General features: G+C 35.8%; 9 protein-coding genes. 6 read left to right on the top strand and 3 right to left on the bottom strand.

Annotation, left to right across the window (positions count from 1 at the left end):
* Positions 1-157 precede the first annotated feature (157 nt).
* The gene (locus BC962_RS05035) at positions 158-7,144 is read left to right on the top strand and encodes an HYR domain-containing protein (protein ID WP_183075445.1); all 6,987 of its coding nucleotides are present in this window, start codon (positions 158-160) and stop codon (positions 7,142-7,144) included.
* A gap of 13 nt (positions 7,145-7,157) precedes the next feature.
* Positions 7,158-8,330 (top strand): type IX secretion system outer membrane channel protein PorV, encoded by a 1,173-nt coding sequence (porV, locus tag BC962_RS05040; RefSeq protein ID WP_121344777.1) that lies wholly within the window; start codon positions 7,158-7,160, stop codon positions 8,328-8,330.
* Between the two features lie 94 nt (positions 8,331-8,424).
* On the opposite strand, the gene BC962_RS05045 is transcribed toward porV, so the two are convergent.
* On the bottom strand, positions 8,425-9,969 hold the full coding sequence (locus BC962_RS05045) for a GH3 auxin-responsive promoter family protein (RefSeq protein ID WP_121344778.1): 1,545 nt from the start codon (positions 9,967-9,969) through the stop codon (positions 8,425-8,427).
* 119 nt (positions 9,970-10,088) lie between these two features.
* Between BC962_RS05045 and BC962_RS05050 the strand changes: the two genes are divergently transcribed.
* Positions 10,089-10,883: a DUF2797 domain-containing protein gene (locus BC962_RS05050; RefSeq protein WP_121344779.1), complete on the top strand. Its 795-nt coding sequence runs from the start codon at positions 10,089-10,091 to the stop codon at positions 10,881-10,883.
* Positions 10,884-11,315: 432 nt separating this feature from the next.
* Here the strand turns inward: BC962_RS05050 and BC962_RS05055 are convergent, their stop codons facing one another.
* Positions 11,316-13,994: an AsmA-like C-terminal region-containing protein gene (locus BC962_RS05055; protein WP_121344780.1), complete on the bottom strand. Its 2,679-nt coding sequence runs from the start codon at positions 13,992-13,994 to the stop codon at positions 11,316-11,318.
* Between the two features lie 356 nt (positions 13,995-14,350).
* Between BC962_RS05055 and BC962_RS05060 the strand changes: the two genes are divergently transcribed.
* Both BC962_RS05060 and folK read left to right on the top strand, forming a co-directional pair.
* A complete protein-coding gene (locus BC962_RS05060) occupies positions 14,351-14,812 on the top strand; it encodes a tRNA (cytidine(34)-2'-O)-methyltransferase (RefSeq protein WP_121344781.1) in 462 nt (153 codons plus the stop codon).
* A gap of 102 nt (positions 14,813-14,914) precedes the next feature.
* On the top strand, positions 14,915-16,063 hold the full coding sequence (gene folK, locus BC962_RS05065) for a 2-amino-4-hydroxy-6-hydroxymethyldihydropteridine diphosphokinase (protein WP_121344782.1): 1,149 nt from the start codon (positions 14,915-14,917) through the stop codon (positions 16,061-16,063).
* Between the two features lie 3 nt (positions 16,064-16,066).
* On the opposite strand, the gene BC962_RS05070 is transcribed toward folK, so the two are convergent.
* Entirely contained in the window at positions 16,067-16,612 is a 546-nt protein-coding gene (locus BC962_RS05070; protein WP_121344783.1) for a TrmH family RNA methyltransferase, read from the bottom strand.
* A 119-nt stretch (positions 16,613-16,731) separates the two neighbouring features.
* Between BC962_RS05070 and BC962_RS05075 the strand changes: the two genes are divergently transcribed.
* Positions 16,732-18,564, top strand: coding sequence for an ABC transporter ATP-binding protein (locus BC962_RS05075; RefSeq protein WP_121344784.1), 1,833 nt, complete (start codon positions 16,732-16,734; stop codon positions 18,562-18,564).
* Positions 18,565-18,653 lie beyond the last annotated feature (89 nt).

Below are 18,653 nucleotides of genomic sequence, written 5' to 3' on the forward strand. Positions count from 1 at the left end.
CTCTCGGTATTTCCACAATATTCTCGAAGCTTAATTCTCGAAACTTACATTTTCATTTCCATATTTCATATTAAGAAAAATTTCCTTTTTCAAAAGAAGAAGATTTCTATTATATCTTCTAATTCTATATCCGTAATACTTAATTAACCCATTTCTAATGAAACAAAACTACTTTTTAAAATTTTTAATTTTCTTTCTGGCTACATGCAGCGTATGGCAGATAGAAGCGCAAACGACATTTAATTATACAGGGTCAATTCAGACCTACACTGTTCCTGCTGGAGTAAGTAACATTCAAATAATTGCTGCTGGAGGAAAAGGTGGAAATGGAGATGGAGGTATTGGCGGTGGTGGTGCAAGTATGTCTGGAACGTTTACGGTTACACCTGGAGACATAATGGATGTAATTGTAGGTGATTCTGGAATTCAATTTGGAAATTCAGGTGGTGGTGGTGGTGGTTCTGGAGTTATTTTTGCTGGAACACCACTTATTGTTGCTGGTGGTGGTGGTGGTGGTTCCATTTATTCAGCAGGATACCCCGGACTTATCACTCAAGAAGGCGGAAATTCATCTGGAGCAGGAGGAATTGCAGGTTTTGGAGGACAAAAAGGTTATCAGGGGGGCAATTGTGGTTGGGCCTCTGGTGGCGGTGGATTTAAAGGCGATGGATATGGTGGCGATGGTACATGGGACGGTGGTGTATCCCCCGGAACTTTAGGTGGAACTGGAGCCGGTACTTCTTGGACAAATGGAGGAGCTGGAGGCACTAATGGAGGATGTTCTTTTACCTTTCCAAATGCTGGTGCTTGGGGTCTTGGTGGTGGCGGTGCTGGATCTTATGGCGGTGCCGGCGGCGGCGGCTATTCTGGCGGTGGTGGCGGTCATTTTAGTACTATTACTTCAGGTGGTGGTGGTGGTGGTTCCTTTAATTCAGGAACCAACCAACTAAATACAGCTGGAGCAAATACTGGAAATGGTAAAGTAGTCATTACAATACTTTGTGAAGAATTAAATGTAACAGTAACTCCGGGAATGAATGTTTGCCCTGGTACTATGGTAACTATTACAGGGACTTCTTCTAATGGAGGAACTATTACCTGGGATAATGGTATTACAAATGGAATTCCTTTTGAGGTAACTGCTGGTATGACCTTTACTTCTACTAGTAGTAGCTCAGATGATTGTAGTGCTACTGTAGAAATTATTGCAGAAGATAAAGTGGCCCCTGCAGCTATCGCTCAAAATGTCACTGTTCAATTAGATGAGAATGGAGAGGCAATAATTACGGCTGCTCAAATAGATAATGGTTCTTCAGATGTTTGTGGAGATGTGACTTTAAGTTTAGATAAAACCACCTTTGATTGTTCTAATGTTGGAATCGCTGACGGAAGTTTATCTCTAAATAACAGTTCTACAACGACTAATATTTCTGCAGCAGATTTGCCAGAAACTAATTTTACAATTGAGTTTTGGTTTCAGACTACGAATCCTAATGCGAACCTATTTGAGGTTAACTATAATGGACATGATAGAAATATTTTTCTAAATAATGGGGCAATATCAGCCAGATTATGGAGTGACCAAACAATTATTTCAAATGTTTCAAATTTAAATGATGGATTATGGCATCATGTGAGTTGGACAGTTCAATCTGGCATTGGTAATAAGCTTTATGTAGATGGTAACCTAGTTGCTTCTGGTAATAAAGGTCAATCAGATTTTGATTGGGCAGCTAGCTTCTTTTTAGGAAGTACAGTTTATGGTACTCCAAACAATGGTTCATTAGATGAATTTAGATTATGGAATAGAGTTTTAAGCTCAACAGAGATAAATACTCTTCAAAATCAGAAGCTAAATGGCAACGAATCAGGATTATTAATCTATTATAATTTTGATTCAAATACAGGCGCCGGAGCTTATGCGGATAAAGCAGCACTAGGAGGTCTTAATAATATTAATTTTATTGGCTCAACCTCAATAAATTCAACAACAAGTGCTTTAGCAGGAGCTAATAACGTTGTTACCCTAACTGTAACTGATGCTGCTGGTAATTCCTCTACAGCAACTGCGTATGTTACTGTAGAAGATAATACTCCTCCATCAATTACTTGTCCAGAGAATATTGAAGTTGGAAATGATTCTGGAGTTGATGGTGCCGTTGTAGATTATAATATTCAGATCGAGGATAATTGTGATTCGGATATAGTGAAATCTGGTTTTTCATTTTTAGGTTCTTATAATGCTAAACGATATTACTTATCAAATAATGTTTTTGCTCCGGAAGATGCATTTTTAGATGCTGAAACAAACGGCGGAAATGTAGTAACAATTAATGATGCTTCAGAAAATAATTTTATTGGTAACTCAATAGGAGATGTTACTGCTATGATCGGCTTTACAGATATAACTAATGAAGGTGAATTTGTATGGAGAAATGGTGAGGAAATTACCTTTACCAATTGGAACGCAAATGAGCCTAATAACAGTAATAATGAAGATTATACAGAGATCTATCCAAATAATAATAAATGGAATGATTTTGTTAATATCACTACTCGAAGATATATTCTAGAAATAGATTTAGGTCTTGTTCAAACTGCAGGCTTATCAAGCGGAAGTGAATTTCCCATAGGAACTACTACCAACACTTTTGAAGTTACCGATGCTTCAGGAAACAAATCTACTTGTAGTTTTACTGTGACGGTGAATGATGTGGAAGCACCAAAAGATTATACTGTAAGTATAGATCAGGCAGAAATTGATGAGACTAACGAAACAGCAGTAAGCTTTACGTTTGCAGCTGCAGAAGTTGGAGCTACTTATAATTATACATTTAGCAACGATATTGGTGGAACTGATGTAACTGGTACAGGAACAATTTCTACAGCGACAGATCAAATCACTGGAATTGATCTTAGCGGTTTGGAAGATGGAACTATCACTTTGTCTTTAACCTTGACTGATGAAGCAACCAACGAAGGTGATGCTGCAACAGATACTGTAATAAAGAATACAAATGAAGCTCCAGTTGCAGTTTGTAAAGCTTTTACTGCTCAATTAGATGCTAATGGAAATGTAACTATTTTACCTAGTGATGTAGATGGTGGCTCTAGCGATGATAGAGAAGGATTCACTTTATCTCTGGATATGGATACCTTTAGTTGTTCTAATATAGGAACTCCTGTAAATGTTACTCTAACAATAACTGACAGTAATGGTGTTACCGATACTTGTACAGCTACTGTAACAGTTGAAGATAACATTGCGCCAGAATTTGTAACAAGTGATGTCACACTTCAGTTGGATAGTAATGGTTTTGCTAATCTAACTCCAGAACAGGTTATTATAAATTATAATATAGTTTCCATCAGTGGGGATAATGGTTCTCAAGGTAATACTGATTTTACAGTACAATTATCATCTGATGCCGATATTTCATTTGATTGGGATTATACTACCGATGATGGATCCAATTGGGATACTTTTGGGTATTTGCTTAATAATGTTTATAACCAATTAACCAATAATAGCTTTGGTAGTTCTCAGAATGGAACCTTTTCCCTTAATTTATTCGAAAATGATATTTTTGGTTTTAGATCTTATACAGTTGATGGAGTTGCAGGTGCTTCTACTACAGTGGTGAGCAATTTTTCACCAGGTTTTGTGAGTCAATTTGCACCAAATAATTGGCAATTGAATTTCTCTAATGCTGGCGGCGATGCATATTTTGAAGAAGACAATTCTGGTTCGGCATTAAATGATGCTTGTGGTATTTCTTCTGTAGAAATCACTCCAAATACATTCTCTTGTCTTGATATAGGTGAAAATACAGTAACAATTACGGTTACAGATGTTAATGGTAATGTAACTGAAAAGACAGCAGTAGTAACAGTTGAGGATAACATAGCTCCAGATATTACACAACCAGAAGATTTGGTGTTTAATACTAATAATGATGAATGTAGTTATACGTTTTTGGAGCCGCTAACAGTAGAAGCTTCAGATAATTGTACTATTGAAACTATTACGGGGGTTAGAAGTGATGGTTTAAGTTTAAATGATCCATTTCCATTAGGTGAAACCATAATTTCGTGGACAGCAACCGATGCTAGTGGTAATGTCTTTCCAAGTTCAGAAAAGTTTGAAGAAAGGGTTTTAAGTTCCCAAACCGATTTTAGTGGTGAGGAAACGTACATAGGCTTTGACGGTCTTATGGACAGAGATGCTATTACAGATGAATTTTTAGAACAAGGCGTATTATTCTTATTGGATGATGGGTCTGAATTTGGTACTGGTGTCGGAGTGGAACAGTTTGGATCTGGTGAAAATAAAGTGTTGATTAATGCAAGTCCGTCTGATGATTTCCCTAAAGTTTATAATCTAGAAATGATTTTTCCTCAAGGCGTTCATAGAGTGGGGTTTGAAATTATATCACCTTTCATGGGTTCTGAATTACCAGTAAAATTTGTTAGAAATGGAGAGATTATTCATAACGAAACTTATTTGATAAATGAAAGTTCCAATTTTATTGGATATGAAAGCCCAGAGCTTTTTGATCAAGTAATTATTGAGATACCAACATCATTCGATGGTGGCGATGGCCCATTCCCAGGCGATGGCCCATTTCCAGGAGATGGCCCATTTCCAGGAGATGCTCCAGTGGAATTTAGCATCGTATTTATGGATAATCTAAGGTTTGAAGGAGCTAACGAAGTAGAGTCAATAGTTCAAAAAATCACTGTGATAGATGAACAAGCTGCTGAGGTAGTTACTAAAGACATCACAGTTCAATTAGATGAAACTGGAAATGTTTCGATAACTGCTGAAGATGTGGATAATGGTTCGAACGATGCTTGTGGCATTGCTTCGATGAGCGTTTCACCAAGTACATTTACATGTGCTGAAGTTGGAGAGAACACAGTTACTTTAACGGTGATCGATAATAACGGAAACGAGTCTACTACCACTTCAACAGTAACAGTAGAAGACAATGTAGCTGCAATAGCAATCGCAAAAGATATCACGGTTCAATTAGATGAAACTGGAAATGTTTCGATAACTGCTGAAGATGTTGATAATGATTCGAATGATGCTTGTGGGATTGCTTCGATGAGTGTTTCACCAAGTGCATTTACATGTGCGGAAGTTGGAGAAAACACGGTTACTTTAACTGTAATTGACCACAACGGAAATGAGTCGACTACCACTTCAACAGTAACAGTAGAAGATAATGTAGCTGCAATAGCAATCGCAAAAGACATCACAGTTCAATTAGATGACACTGGAAATGTGGAAATCACTGCAGAAGATATTGATAATGGTTCGAATGATGCTTGTGGGATTGCTAGTATGAGCGTTTCACCAAGTGCATTTACATGTGCGGAAGTTGGAGAAAATACGGTTACTTTAACTGTAATTGACAACAACGGAAATGAGTCGACTACCACTTCAACAGTAACAGTAGAAGATAATGTAGCTGCAATTGCAGTTGCAAAAGACATCACAGTTCAATTAGATGACACTGGAAATGTTTCCATAAATGCTGAAGATATTGATAATGGTTCGAATGATGCTTGTGGGATTGCTTCAATGAGTGTTTCACCAAGTACATTTACATGTGCTGAAGTTGGAGACAATACAGTTACTTTAACTGTAATTGACAACAACGGAAATGAGTCGACTACCACTTCCACAGTAACAGTAGAAGATAATGTAGCTGCAATAGCAATCGCTAAAGACATCACAGTTCAATTAGATGAAACTGGAAATGTTATGATATCAGCAGAAGATATTGATAATGGTTCGAATGATGCTTGTGGGATTGCTTCAATGAGTGTTTCACCAAGTGCATTTACATGTGCGGAAGTTGGAGAAAATACGGTTACTTTAACTGTAATTGACAACAACGGAAATGAGTCTACAACCACTTCAACAGTAACAGTAGAAGATAATGTAGCTGCAATAGCAATTGCAAAAGACATCACAGTTCAATTAGATGACACTGGAAATGTGGAGATCACTGCTGAAGATGTTGATAATGATTCGAATGATGCTTGTGGGATTGCTAGTATGAGCGTTTCACCAAGTACATTTACATGTGCTGAAGTTGGAGAGAACACAGTTACTTTAACGGTGATCGATAACAACGGAAATGAGTCTACAACCACTTCAACAGTAACAGTAGAAGATAAAATTGCTCCAATTCCTTCAGCTGTAAGTCTTTCAGATATCACAGCAGTATGTGAAGTATTAGAATCAGATGTAACCGCTCCAACCGCTAGCGATAATTGTGGAGGAACTGTAAAAGTTACAAACGATGCAAGCTTCCCGATCACTACCCAAGGACTTACAGTGATCACTTGGAGTTTTGAGGATGCCAATGGCAACATTGCAACTCAAACCCAGGATGTAATGCTGGAAGATCTAACTGCTCCAGTTCCAGATGTAGAGAGTTTAGAAGATATCATTGTAGAATGTGAGGCAGCTACTATAGAGGCTCCAACAGCTACCGATACTTGTGCAGGAACTGTAACAGGAACTACGCTAGATCCTACGTCTTATTCCGAAGAAGGAGAGTTTATGATCCTTTGGGAGTTTAACGATGGAAATGGAAATGTTTCCACTCAGGAACAATGGGTTACTGTAAAAGATAACACGGCTCCAGAGGTAATAACTCAGGATCTTACTGTTATCGTTACTCAGGATGAACCTACTATGATCACTCCAGAAGAGGTAAATGACGGTTCTACAGATAATTGTAGTGAGCTAGTCTATACTTTAGATAGAGATACTTTCGATAAGCCAGGAGTTTATGAGGTGGTGCTTACCGCAACAGATGCTTCTGGGAACACTTCTCAAGCAACAGCAACTATAACTGTGAAACGAGAAGGCGCAGATCCTAAGGGGGCTCACGTGGTGCCAACGATGTTAACCAGAAGTACTATTGCTAAAGTGATCTTACCGTTTAATGGTAGAATTAATGAAGTACATGTTATGGAAACCGAAACCAATAATTATAAGGTTTTTGAAGGAAACAAGAAGAATACCATGCAAATAGATATCGCCCCAATGAAAGGAACCTTATTGGTGAAGATCATTGATGCAGACGGAAATGTTTACATGAAAAAATTAATAGCACTTTAAAAGATAAATTTTTATGACTACTAAATATATAATCTTAAGCCTGTTTATTTGTTCGCTAAGTCTTAGTGTCTCTGGGCAGCAATTAATAAGACCAGTGATCACGGGAGCTCCCTTTTTACAAATTGTTCCCGATGCTCGAGCAGGAGGAATGGGAGATGCTGGAGTAGCTACTATTCCAGATGCCTATTCTCAATTCCATAATCCTGCAAAGTTCCTTTTTATGGAGGAAGGAGATCAGGGGATCGGTCTCTCGTATATCCCACAGTTTGTAGGTTATGCAGATGATATTTTTTATGCCAATGCGGGATATTATAATAAGCTATCAGATAGAGCAGCCATCAGTGGCTCTCTTACTTATTTCAATTTTGGAAATGTAGATCTGGAAGAGGAAGTAGGAGATCAAATTATCACACAAGGGAGTTTTGTTCCAAATGAATTCGCTGTGGATTTCTCCTATAGCTTAAAGCTGAACGATAAGTTTGGAATGGCAGTAACAGCCAGATATATTAGATCAGATATTACCGATAACCAAGCCAATACGATGGTGGCATTAAAAACAGGACAAGCTATTAGTGCTGATGTCTCTGGTTTTTACACCTCTATGCCAATGGATCTGCATGTAAATAGATGGACCTTAGGTTTTAATTTAAAGAATGTAGGCTCTAAATTAAAATACTCGAACGAGTCTGGATTTGATTATTCATTACCAACATCATTAAAACTGGGAGGAGGCTATCATATAGCTACTTCTAAAAAGGACTATGTTTCTTTTCATGCTGAAGCCTTAAAGTATTTGGTTCCGGCAACAGACGATAACAGGAATATTCCCGACGATTCTGCTATTGGAGGGATCTTTAATTCCTTTGGAGATGCACCAGATGGGTTTTCAGAAGAAATGAAAGAGGTGATTTTCTCATTAGGAGGTGAACTTAACTTTAATGAGAAATTTACAATAAGAACAGGATTTGTTACTCAAAATAGGGACAAGGGTTATAGAAACCATGTAACTTTTGGTGCAGGTTTAAACTGGAATAATTTCATGTTCGACTTCGCTTACCAGAGCCCTGTTTCTAGTTATATCAATTTTGAGAATGATAATATCGTTAAAATATCTATCGCCTTTAAATTTGATAAACCCGTAAAGCCAGCACTTGAAATGCCAGAAGAAGAGAGCCTAGTGGAATAATAGAAATTAGATCTTTCTAATAAATAAAAAAGCGATCGGCTTTAGAATCTTCTAAAGTCGATCGCTTTTTGCTTATAAATATTCTTGTAGAAAATTAACTATCTAATGCATCTGTGGTAGAAGATTTTCCAGACATTTCTAATAGTTCTTCCACATAGCAACGTTTATTAGAGAGCCTCGGGATCTTATGCTGCCCACCAAGTTTGTCATTCTTCTTCAACCAATCGTAAAATAATTTTTCACGGGCTTGATGTACTGTTGGCATATTAAGCGTCATATTATTGAAACGTTTAGCCTCGTAATCGCTATTCAGCTGCTGTAAAGCCAGATCTAGTTCAATTATAAACACCTCCAAATTATCTGGTGGAGTTTTAAATTCGATGATCCATTCATGAGCTCCTTTTTCCTTGCCTTCCATAAAAATGGGTGCCGCAGTATAATCTATGATTTGGCAACCAGTGATCTGAGATGCTTTTTTTAGCGCGTTATCGGTGTTTTCAATAATTAACTCCTCCCCAAATACATTAATATGATGTTTGGTTCTTCCAGAAACCTTAATTCTATAAGGGCTGGTAGAAGTAAATCTCACAGTATCTCCAATTCTATAGCGCCATAAACCTGCATTTGTTGTAATAACAACAGCATAATTCACGTCTGTTTTTACTTCACTTAGCGGTAATATTTTCTGCTCTGGAGTTCCGTAGGCATCCATGGGGATAAATTCATAAAAGATCCCATAATCCAGCATTAACAATAACTCATTGGAATTGTTGTGATCTTGGCAGGCAAAAAATCCTTCGGAAGCATTATAGATCTCATAGTATCTAAAAGAATCTTTAGGAAGTATTTTTTTATACTGTTCTGCATAAGGTTGAAAATTCACACCTCCATGAAAATAGACCTCCAAGTTTTGCCAAACTTCAAATAAGTTCTCTTTTCCACTAGTATCTAAAACTTTGTTTAGCAATACCAACATCCAGGAGGGAACTCCCGCAAGACTGGTTACTTTTTCTTTAATAGTTTCATTAACAATCGCCTGCATTTTAACTTCCCAATCGTTCATAAGGGAAACTTCGCTGCTGGGTGTACTGCTGAATTCTGCCCAAAAAGGCATGTTTTCTATCAGTATTGCTGAAAGATCACCATAAGAAGTGCCGTTATTTCTATAGATCTCCTTGCTTCCGCCTAATCTTAAGCTCTTTCCTGTAAATAATTGTGATTGCGGATTATTGTTAAGGTACATGCACAATAAATCTTTTCCTGCAGCATAATGACAATTCTCCAAAGAGTCGTCGCTAACTGGGATAAACTTGCTTTTTGCATTTGTGGTTCCACTGGATTTTGCAAACCACTTAATAGGGGTAGGCCAAAATATATTGTTTTCGCCTCTTCTACTGCGTTCTATAGAAGGTTCATATTCTTCATAAGAATGAATAGGCACACGCTCTGCAAAAGTCTGGTAGTTGGTTATTTCTGAAAAGTTGTATTTTTTTCCAATTTCCGTATATCTGGCTTTGCTTATGAGAGATCTTAAAAGTTCTTGCTGAACTTCGTTTGGATACTTCATAAACAACTCCATTTGGTGGATGCGCTTCTTTAAAACCCAAGAGGCGATAGAGTTTACTAGTGGAATTGGCATTATTCTTTTTATCTTTAAACCTGATTTAAAATGCTTGGTAATATACAGTATATCCGATAAAATTAAAACTAATCTATTAGCTTACAATAAGCATTTCCTATAAAATTAAACAAAGTACTATGAGATACGAAGGTGTTCTAAGCAAAATGAAAACCGAACTGCAAAAAGAAGTTGAATATTATTTGGTATTTGAGTCTGATTTCCTGAATGTTAATCAGATTTTAAATAAACGTATCAGCATTAATTTCCTTAGATATCAATGCATGAATTGTGGCTTAGAGAAAAAAGTATTTGCTCAAGGATTTTGTTACGATTGTTATTCCTCCATTCCACAAGCTGGAAATTGGATAATGAACCCGGAGTTAAGTAAAGCTCATTTAGATGAAGAAGACCGGGATCTGGATTATGAAAAACAGGTACAACTAAAACCACATATTGTATATCTGGCAAATTCCAGTAATGTAAAAGTGGGAGTAACTAGAAAATCGCAAGTTCCAACAAGATGGATAGATCAGGGCGCGCATGAAGCTATCGAGATCGTAGAAGTTCCAAATAGGTATTTAGCAGGCATCACAGAGGTTGCTCTTAAAGCTCATGTAGCAGATAAAACCAACTGGCGCAAGATGCTTACCAACGATGTTAAAGATCTGGATCTTGCGGAAGAACGCGAAAAATTGAGACAATTCATTCCAGAAGAGGCTATGCAATACTTTTTAGGAGATAATAAAGAAACTGAAATTCATTTTCCAGTTCTCCAATATCCTAAGAAAGTGAAAACTTTAAATCTAACGAAAGCTCCATTTTTTGAAGGAGTGCTAAAAGGCATCAAGGGACAATATTTATTATTCGAAGACGGTACTGTTTTTAATGTGCGAAGCCATGAAGGTTTTGTTGTGGAAATGTCTATACTCTAGTCCAAAAGTCTTCGACAGGCTCAGACTGACTGGCGTGTTTAAAACCAACGTCATTCTGAACTTGATTCAGAATCTTACTCGTTGTCAAACTGAGCTTGTCGAAGTTTGCTTCTTTACTAAAAAGAGTCTTCGACAAGCTCAGACTTACTCAGGTATTTCAAATTTTCGACATTCTGATAACATCAATAGCCACGAATACACGAATACTTTTTTACGAGAATCTTCAGGAAATTATTCGTGAATTTGTGGCAAACCAACCCATAACTAATACAATATGGAAGTTAGGTTTCTTTCTAAAAGCATCGTCATTCTGAACTTGTTTCAGAATCTTACTCGTTGTCAAACTGAGCTTGTCGAAGTTTGCTTCTTTACTAAAAAGAGTCTTCGACAAGCTCAGACTGACATTTCATTACAAAAATTTATTAATCACAATTAATTCACCTTCGTGGTATCTACTTTTTTAGGTTTTTTATTCAGAAAACCGCCTAAAATATCTTTTGCAACATCTTTTACTTGTTGTTGCTGCTGATTTCTAATAGTGTCTTTTGGAGTAATTACTGGCGTCCCTGTAGAATCTACAGTTTTTGGAGTTTGTTTATTTTGCCCGGTAAGAATATTGCCCAATGCATCTATCCCTTTATTAGTGAGTTCCTTTTTTTGTTGTGCAATTATCTGTTGTGTAAGTCCGCTAACTGCTTGTTGCATATTTAGATTTATTTGTGGGCTTTGAAAACTTCCTTTCAAACCAATTGGTACCGCAACTGTCATGTTTTGAAGATCCTGAGCGCTTAGCTTAGATAGGGTATTACCAATTTCACTACCTAACATTTTTGCAGGAACATCTAGTGTTAGATTGTAGTCCATAATATTGTCGAAACTATGATTTCCAGCAACGGTAACTTTAATCCCTTTTACATTAAAATCGAAAGGAGTAACCTCCACATTCCCATCATTGAATATTAATTTTCCTCTTAAATTATCTAAGTTGATATCTTTGAAATTGATGAACTTCAACTTTTCATCTAAGGTTGTAAGTAATGCCATTTTCTCAGGATTCACTTCTGCGGTTAATAGTTGTGCCAAAGCTTGTCCGGCAAGACTAGAAAGTTGTGGCGTAAAGTCTTCGTTAAGATTCCCTGATAAATTTATTTGAGTTTGTAATTTCCCTTGCAATGCTTTTGCAATTGGAGCTAGGCTTTGTAAAAGATCAAGACCTTCAAAAGATTTTGAAATATCCAGTGCATTTAATCCCATATCCATCGTGAAAGTTGGAATGGCATTTTTAGTTGAAACATTTCCGCTTAAGGCGATAGAACCATCAAAAATATTAGAAGTAACATTTTTAAGTGTTGCAGTTTCATCTTTAATGATCATGGTTCCCACAACGTTTTTCAACTCTAAATTATCATACAATACAGTATTCGCATTGAATACTAAAGTAGCATCTAGAAAAGAAGGAATTTTTATAGCTTCTTTTCCTGTGGTGACCACTTTAGGTTTCTCTGTAGGAACTCCTTCTTCATTTGTTTTTTCTATAGTTTTAGTCTCAGCAACCATAAAGTCATTTACAGAAAAAGTATTGGATTTCACCTGGAAATTCCCTTTTAGCTGTTGGTCTGTAAACAAATATCCCATTAAATTCTGAATAGAACCTGTAGCATTGATATCTGTTTTTCCACTTGTCAACATCATTTCTGAAACCTGTACATTTCCCTGATTGAATTTAAAATTTGCCGAAGCAATTTTCACTTCATTAGGAATTTCAGGGGTTTTGTAAGAGAAATTTTTAATACTTGCAACTCCGCTACTATTCACGTTCTGATATTGTTCTTTCTCAATAGAATTCATATCAAAAGAAGTTTTTAGATCGGCAGTTAAAATTCCATTTAGATCCTGTTGCATTTCTAATGGATAAGCTTTTTCCAGATTCGCTAGATTTATAGTTCCTTTTACAGCAAGATCTACCAACATATTTCCTGTAAGATTTTTAATCTCCCCATTCCCGCTAAAGTTGTCTTGGTCTATCCTAAAACTCATTTTATTGATGTCTAAAAAAGTATCATCTATAAGTCCTGTTTCATTTATTATTGCAACATCTATGTTAATATCATCTACTCCTTTTGGTAAGTCTGGATATTTAAATGAAGCGTTGCTAGAGCTAATTTTAATATCCATTTTTGGGATATACGTATCATCTACGATCCCATTTATAATTCCACTCACAATAAAATCTCCTTTGGTATCTACGTTTTCAATATTCTTAGCATAGATCGCCGGGATCACTGCCAAGAAATTTTTAAAAGAAGAAGATGGAGTTTTAAAAGAAAGATCTATCTCGTTATTATCTTCATTAACTTGAACATACCCATTAAACGTAAGAGGCAATTGATTTAAGGTGGCTTGATTTTCTAAAAAGGTGTATTTCAATTTATCCAGATCCATCTGAATGACAGCATCTAAAGCCAATTTGTTTTTATTTAAATAATTGGTGCCATCATAATCTAAAGAAATAAGCGAATTCGTTTCTGTATCTAGTTCAGATTGGGCTAAAGAAAAATCTCCAGTTCCTTGATGATTTAGATTCTCTAAACTTAAAGCCATCTTATTTGATTCGTCCACATATTTAAGCCTGGAATTATTAATCTCGTAATGTTTAAGATCTAACTGAAAGGGATTGGAAATGGAATCTGTATCTACTGCAGTAGAATCTACAATTGCGATGTCATAATTATTATTCCCTAAAGAATCTACCTTGATGTTTACAAAGGCTTTATTCAAGATAAGTTCATCTATCTTCTTTGGTTGATCACTCCCTTTAAAAAGCTCCTTTATAGACATCTCCAAGAGCAATTCTTCTGAAACTGCTAGGGTGTCTCCAGCAAATGGTGCTTTATTTATAATACTAAGGTCTTTTAAAACTAAAGTTGCCTGTGGAAAACTTCGGAATAAAGTAAGATCAAGATCACTAAACTCTACCGTGGCATTTACATTTTTATTAATGGTTTTTTTAACCATGTCTTTTAACTGTGCTTCAAAAATAAATGGAGCGGTGATCAAGAGTACGATAATCACTAACAGTGAAAAACCTATAATTTTAAATGCTTTTTTCATATTATTTCTTTTCTTTTATCGCTACTATATGCAGTTGCTGAATTTAAAACCTATACAATCTCTGCACCACTTAGTTATTTTTTGGCATAGATATATACAGTTTCCTTTTAAACTCCCTATACAAAGTTAAGAGTATGTAAATTCCTTTTACTTAATTTGTTGTGAAATTAATGTGTCTTATAGATGAAAATGGAATGCTAAAGCTTGATAAGAGATTTTTTTTACCTGATTCTGTTATCTGCTTGGTAAAACATTTCGACATCGCTCGATGTGACATTGAACTTATGTACCGTCATTAAAACTGTTGGGGAATATTTGAGATAAGGCCACTATATAAATAATTTATAAAATAAAGAATGGGATATAATATTGTGCTTATAGAGCCAGAAATACCTATGAATACCGGCAATATTGGACGTTTGAGCTTGGCATCTGGCTCCACCTTACATCTAGTGAAACCATTTGGTTTTGAGTTGGATGATAAACGGGTAAAGCGTGCAGGATTAGATTATTGGAAACATATCTCTTTAAAGATCTATGAGAGTGTAGAAGAATTTTTTGAAGTGAACAAGGGTGAAAAAATGGCCTTTTATTCTAGCCATGCCGAAAAAGAGTATTTGGAGCTTGATTATAAAGACGAAATGTTCCTGATCTTTGGGAAAGAATCTGTAGGCTTGTCTTCAGAAATAATAGAAAATAATAAGGAGAGTCTGTATAAAATCCCCATTTACAGTGAGCATATTAGGAGTCTGAATCTAGCAAATGCGGTTAGTGTAGTAGTTTATGAGGGTTTAAGAAACTTAAAATTAGGCTCTTAAAAACTTTAATAACTCTCTTGAAAAACCAAGTAGATGTATGTTTGTTTTACTTAATTTTGCCAAGAAATTTAATAACTCCCTTCTTAATATTCCATTTTAAGTTTGAATTCTCCAAGACTCTACTATATCGCGCTAGGCAGTAATGATGGCAATAGAATGCAGCTTTTGCAACAAGCCATAAATCAAATTTATTCTGAAATTGGAGAGGTAAATGCAATTTCTAAAGTGTATGAAACACCAGCTTGGGGGTTTAAGGGAGATATGTTTTTAAATGCTTGTGCGGCTGTTTCTTCAAGATTCTCACCAGAAGAAGTTTTGCAAAAACTCTTTAAAATAGAAACAGACCTTGGTAGAGTTAGAACAATTACAGAAGGATACACTAATAGAAAAATAGATCTGGATATTATCCTAGTTCAAGATGAAATTATAAATTCTACTAGCTTAAAAGTTCCACATCCAGAGATGCAAAACAGGAAGTTTGTATTATTTCCTTTAGCAGATATTGCCGGAAAAGAAATTCATCCCGTTTTAAAAACTTCTATCTTAAATTTAAAAGAGCAATTAAAAGATGAGTCTTCTATTGAGGTTACTCCAGAAAATCTAGCTTCTCCCTCAAAAAAATACAGCTTTACCAACTATAATTATATAGCTATTGAAGGAAATATCGGGGCAGGAAAAACCAGTTTATCTACGATGGTTTCTCAAGATTTCAATGCGAAATTAATTTTGGAACGTTTTAAGGATAATCCTTTTTTACCAAAATTTTACGAGGACAAGAATAGATATGCCTTTCCATTGGAAATGTCTTTTTTAGCAGATCGTTATCAGCAACTTTCAGATGATCTTGCACAGTATGATCTTTTTGCCGACTTTATCGTTTCAGATTACGACGTTTTTAAGTCTTTGATCTTTGCAAAGATCACGCTTCAGGAAGACGAATACGCATTGTACGATAAGCTTTTCAGGATAATGTATAAAGAATTGATCAAACCAGATCTTTATATTTATCTATATCAGAATACAGATAGATTACTAGAAAACATTAAAAATAGAGGTCGTGATTACGAGCAGAATATTCAGCCAGAATATTTAATAGAGATCAATAAAAGCTATTTATCTTTTATTAAATCTCAGTCTAATATCAAGGTGAAGATCATCGATATTTCGGAGCTGGATTTTGTGAATAACCGCAGCGATTATCTTTCTATTTTAGAGAAGATCGAAGAAACGGTTTCGGGAATATCTGCTTAAAAATTAGTTTTCAGAAGAGATCTTGCTAAAAAGGTCCCATAATACCACCCCTGTACTTACTGCAATATTTAGCGAATGCTTACTGCCTAGCTGAGGGATTTCAATTATTCCATCACTTGCGGTTACTACTTCTTGCTGCACACCTTTTACTTCATTTCCAAAAACCACCGCGTAGGTTTTGTCCTTTTTCGGCATAAAATCATTTAGCATAATTGCGCCTTCTGCCTGTTCTACGGCTAGCACTTCTACTTTCTCTGCCTGAAGTTTTTCTATTAAAGGAATGGTTTCTTCTATATATTCCCAATCTACCGTTTCTGTAGCGCCCAGTGCAGTTTTTTGAATGTCTTTATGAGGCGGAGTAGCAGTAATACCGCATAAATAGACCTTTTTAATTAAAAAAGCATCTGCTGTTCTAAAAACAGAGCCAATATTATTTAAGCTTCTAATATTATCCAGAATTACAATTACAGGCGTTTTAGTTGCCTCTTTAAATTCTGAAATAGTCTTTCTTTCTAACTCGCTATTTTTTAATTTTCTGTTTTCGACCATGCTGCAAAAATATGAATATTTATAGGCATTTTGTAGATGTTAAAAGAGAATACTTTGGGTGGTTTGCTTCTTAATTTAATATTTACGAAGTAACTTGCTTACCTATTAAAATTTAACTCTTGCCTAGACCTCAAAAAACCTTAAAACCTGAAAAGATCAATTTTAGAGAAAGCTTTGCTTCTTTAAAATTCGTACCCCGTTTTTTTAAAGAAATTCGAAAGGTGAATCCGTTATTATTTTATGCGAATGTGGCAAGTAGAATAATAAATGCGAGTTTACCTGTGCTCATTTTATTAATAGGGAAGATCATCGTAGATGAAGTGGTACTTCAAATAGCCGCAGATGTAAAAGATTATGACAGGCTTTGGTTATTTGTGGGAATTGAGCTTGGATTGGCAATACTTTCTGACCTTCTATCCAGAGCGATCGCGTTAACAGATGCGCTTTTAGGAGACCAATATTCTATAGATACATCAGTAAAGATCATAAAGAAAACTTCAGAAATAAATTTGGATCAGTTGGAAGATTCAGAATTCTATGACAAGTTAGAAAGAGCTCGACAACAAACTACCGGAAGGGTAGGTTTAATGTCTAATATTTTAACACAAGGTCAAGATGTAATTGTAATTATATCTTTAATGGCTGGAGTGGTTGCCTTTGAACCTTGGTTGATAATTCTGTTAATCGTCTCTATTGTTCCAACTATAATTAACGAAATAAAATTTAGTGGCACAAGCTACTCTTTGGCCCGAAGCTGGACTCAGGAACGCAGGGAGCTGGATTATTTAAGATATGCAGGAGCTAGTGATGTTACTGCTAAGGAGGTGAAATTGTTTGGCCTTTCAGATTATCTGGCAAATAGATTTCAAAATCTTTCCAATAAATACTATAAGGAAAGTAAACAGCTTGCAAAGCAACGCGCAGCATGGGGTTCATTTTTTAATGTCATAGGAACTGGGGCATATTATGGGGCTTATGTACTTATAGTTTTCAGAACTGTGGTGGGAGTATTTAGTTTAGGGGATCTTACTTTTCTTTCGGGTTCCTTCAAAAGTTTACAGAATAAATTACAGGGATTTTTTACAAGATTTACAGCCATTACAGAAAGTGCGTTATATCTTCAGGATTATTTTGAATTCTTGGATCTTAAATTTGATAGATCTGAAGAGGTAACTGGTCTTTCCTTGCCTAAAAGTATTAAAACAGGATTCACATTTAAGAATGTAGGCTTTAAATACCCGAAATCTGAGCGATGGGTGATTCGCAATGTAAGTTTTGAGTTGAAAGCTGGAGAAAAATTGGCATTTGTTGGTGAGAATGGAGCAGGGAAAACCACTCTTATTAAGCTCTTGCTTCAATTTTATGAGCCAACCGAAGGAGAGATTTTCTTGGATGGCGTGCCAATAAAAAAATATAATCAGCTTCAATACCAACAATATTTCGGAGTGATCTTTCAGGATTTTGTAAAATTCGAGTTAACCCTTCGTGAGAATATTGCAATGGGCGAAATAGAGGAAATAGGCAATCAACCTAGAATAGATAATGCTGCAGATAAAAGTCTGGCCAATCAGGTGGTTTCAGAATTACCTGGAGGCTATGATCAGCAACTCGGGAAACGCTTTAAGAACGGTAAAGACCTTTCTGGTGGGCAATGGCAAAAGATAGCTATTGCGAGAGCTTATATGAAAGATGCTGAAGTATTAATATTAGATGAGCCAACTTCAGCATTAGATGCAAGAGCAGAAACTGAAGCCTTTGACAGATTTATAAAATTAACGGAAGGAAAAACAGCAGTGATCATTTCTCACAGATTTAGTACAGTGCGTATTGCAGATCGTATTATGGTATTAAAAAATGGAACCGTTCTAGAAATTGGAACCCATCAGGAATTAATGGAAAATAATAAATTATATACTGAATTATTCAATCTTCAAGCTGCGGGTTACCAATAGTTTATTCGTACTTATAATTCTAATAAATATTGATATCATATAGTTTTGTTAAAAAAACATCGATTATTTGTGTTTATTTAACACATTTT

This window comes from Gillisia mitskevichiae, from assembly GCF_003634585.1.
Classification (GTDB): domain Bacteria; phylum Bacteroidota; class Bacteroidia; order Flavobacteriales; family Flavobacteriaceae; genus Gillisia; species Gillisia mitskevichiae.

Bases quoted from the DNA above. Each gene is read 5' to 3' on its own strand.
- BC962_RS05035 (WP_183075445.1), top strand. From the start codon at position 158: ATGAAACAAAACTACTTTTTAAAATTTTTAATTTTCTTTCTGGCTACA.
- porV (WP_121344777.1), top strand. From the start codon at position 7,158: ATGACTACTAAATATATAATCTTAAGCCTGTTTATTTGTTCGCTAAGT.
- BC962_RS05045 (WP_121344778.1), bottom strand. From the start codon at position 9,969: ATGCCAATTCCACTAGTAAACTCTATCGCCTCTTGGGTTTTAAAGAAG.
- BC962_RS05050 (WP_121344779.1), top strand. From the start codon at position 10,089: ATGAGATACGAAGGTGTTCTAAGCAAAATGAAAACCGAACTGCAAAAA.
- BC962_RS05055 (WP_121344780.1), bottom strand. From the start codon at position 13,994: ATGAAAAAAGCATTTAAAATTATAGGTTTTTCACTGTTAGTGATTATC.
- BC962_RS05060 (WP_121344781.1), top strand. From the start codon at position 14,351: ATGGGATATAATATTGTGCTTATAGAGCCAGAAATACCTATGAATACC.
- BC962_RS05070 (WP_121344783.1), bottom strand. From the start codon at position 16,612: ATGGTCGAAAACAGAAAATTAAAAAATAGCGAGTTAGAAAGAAAGACT.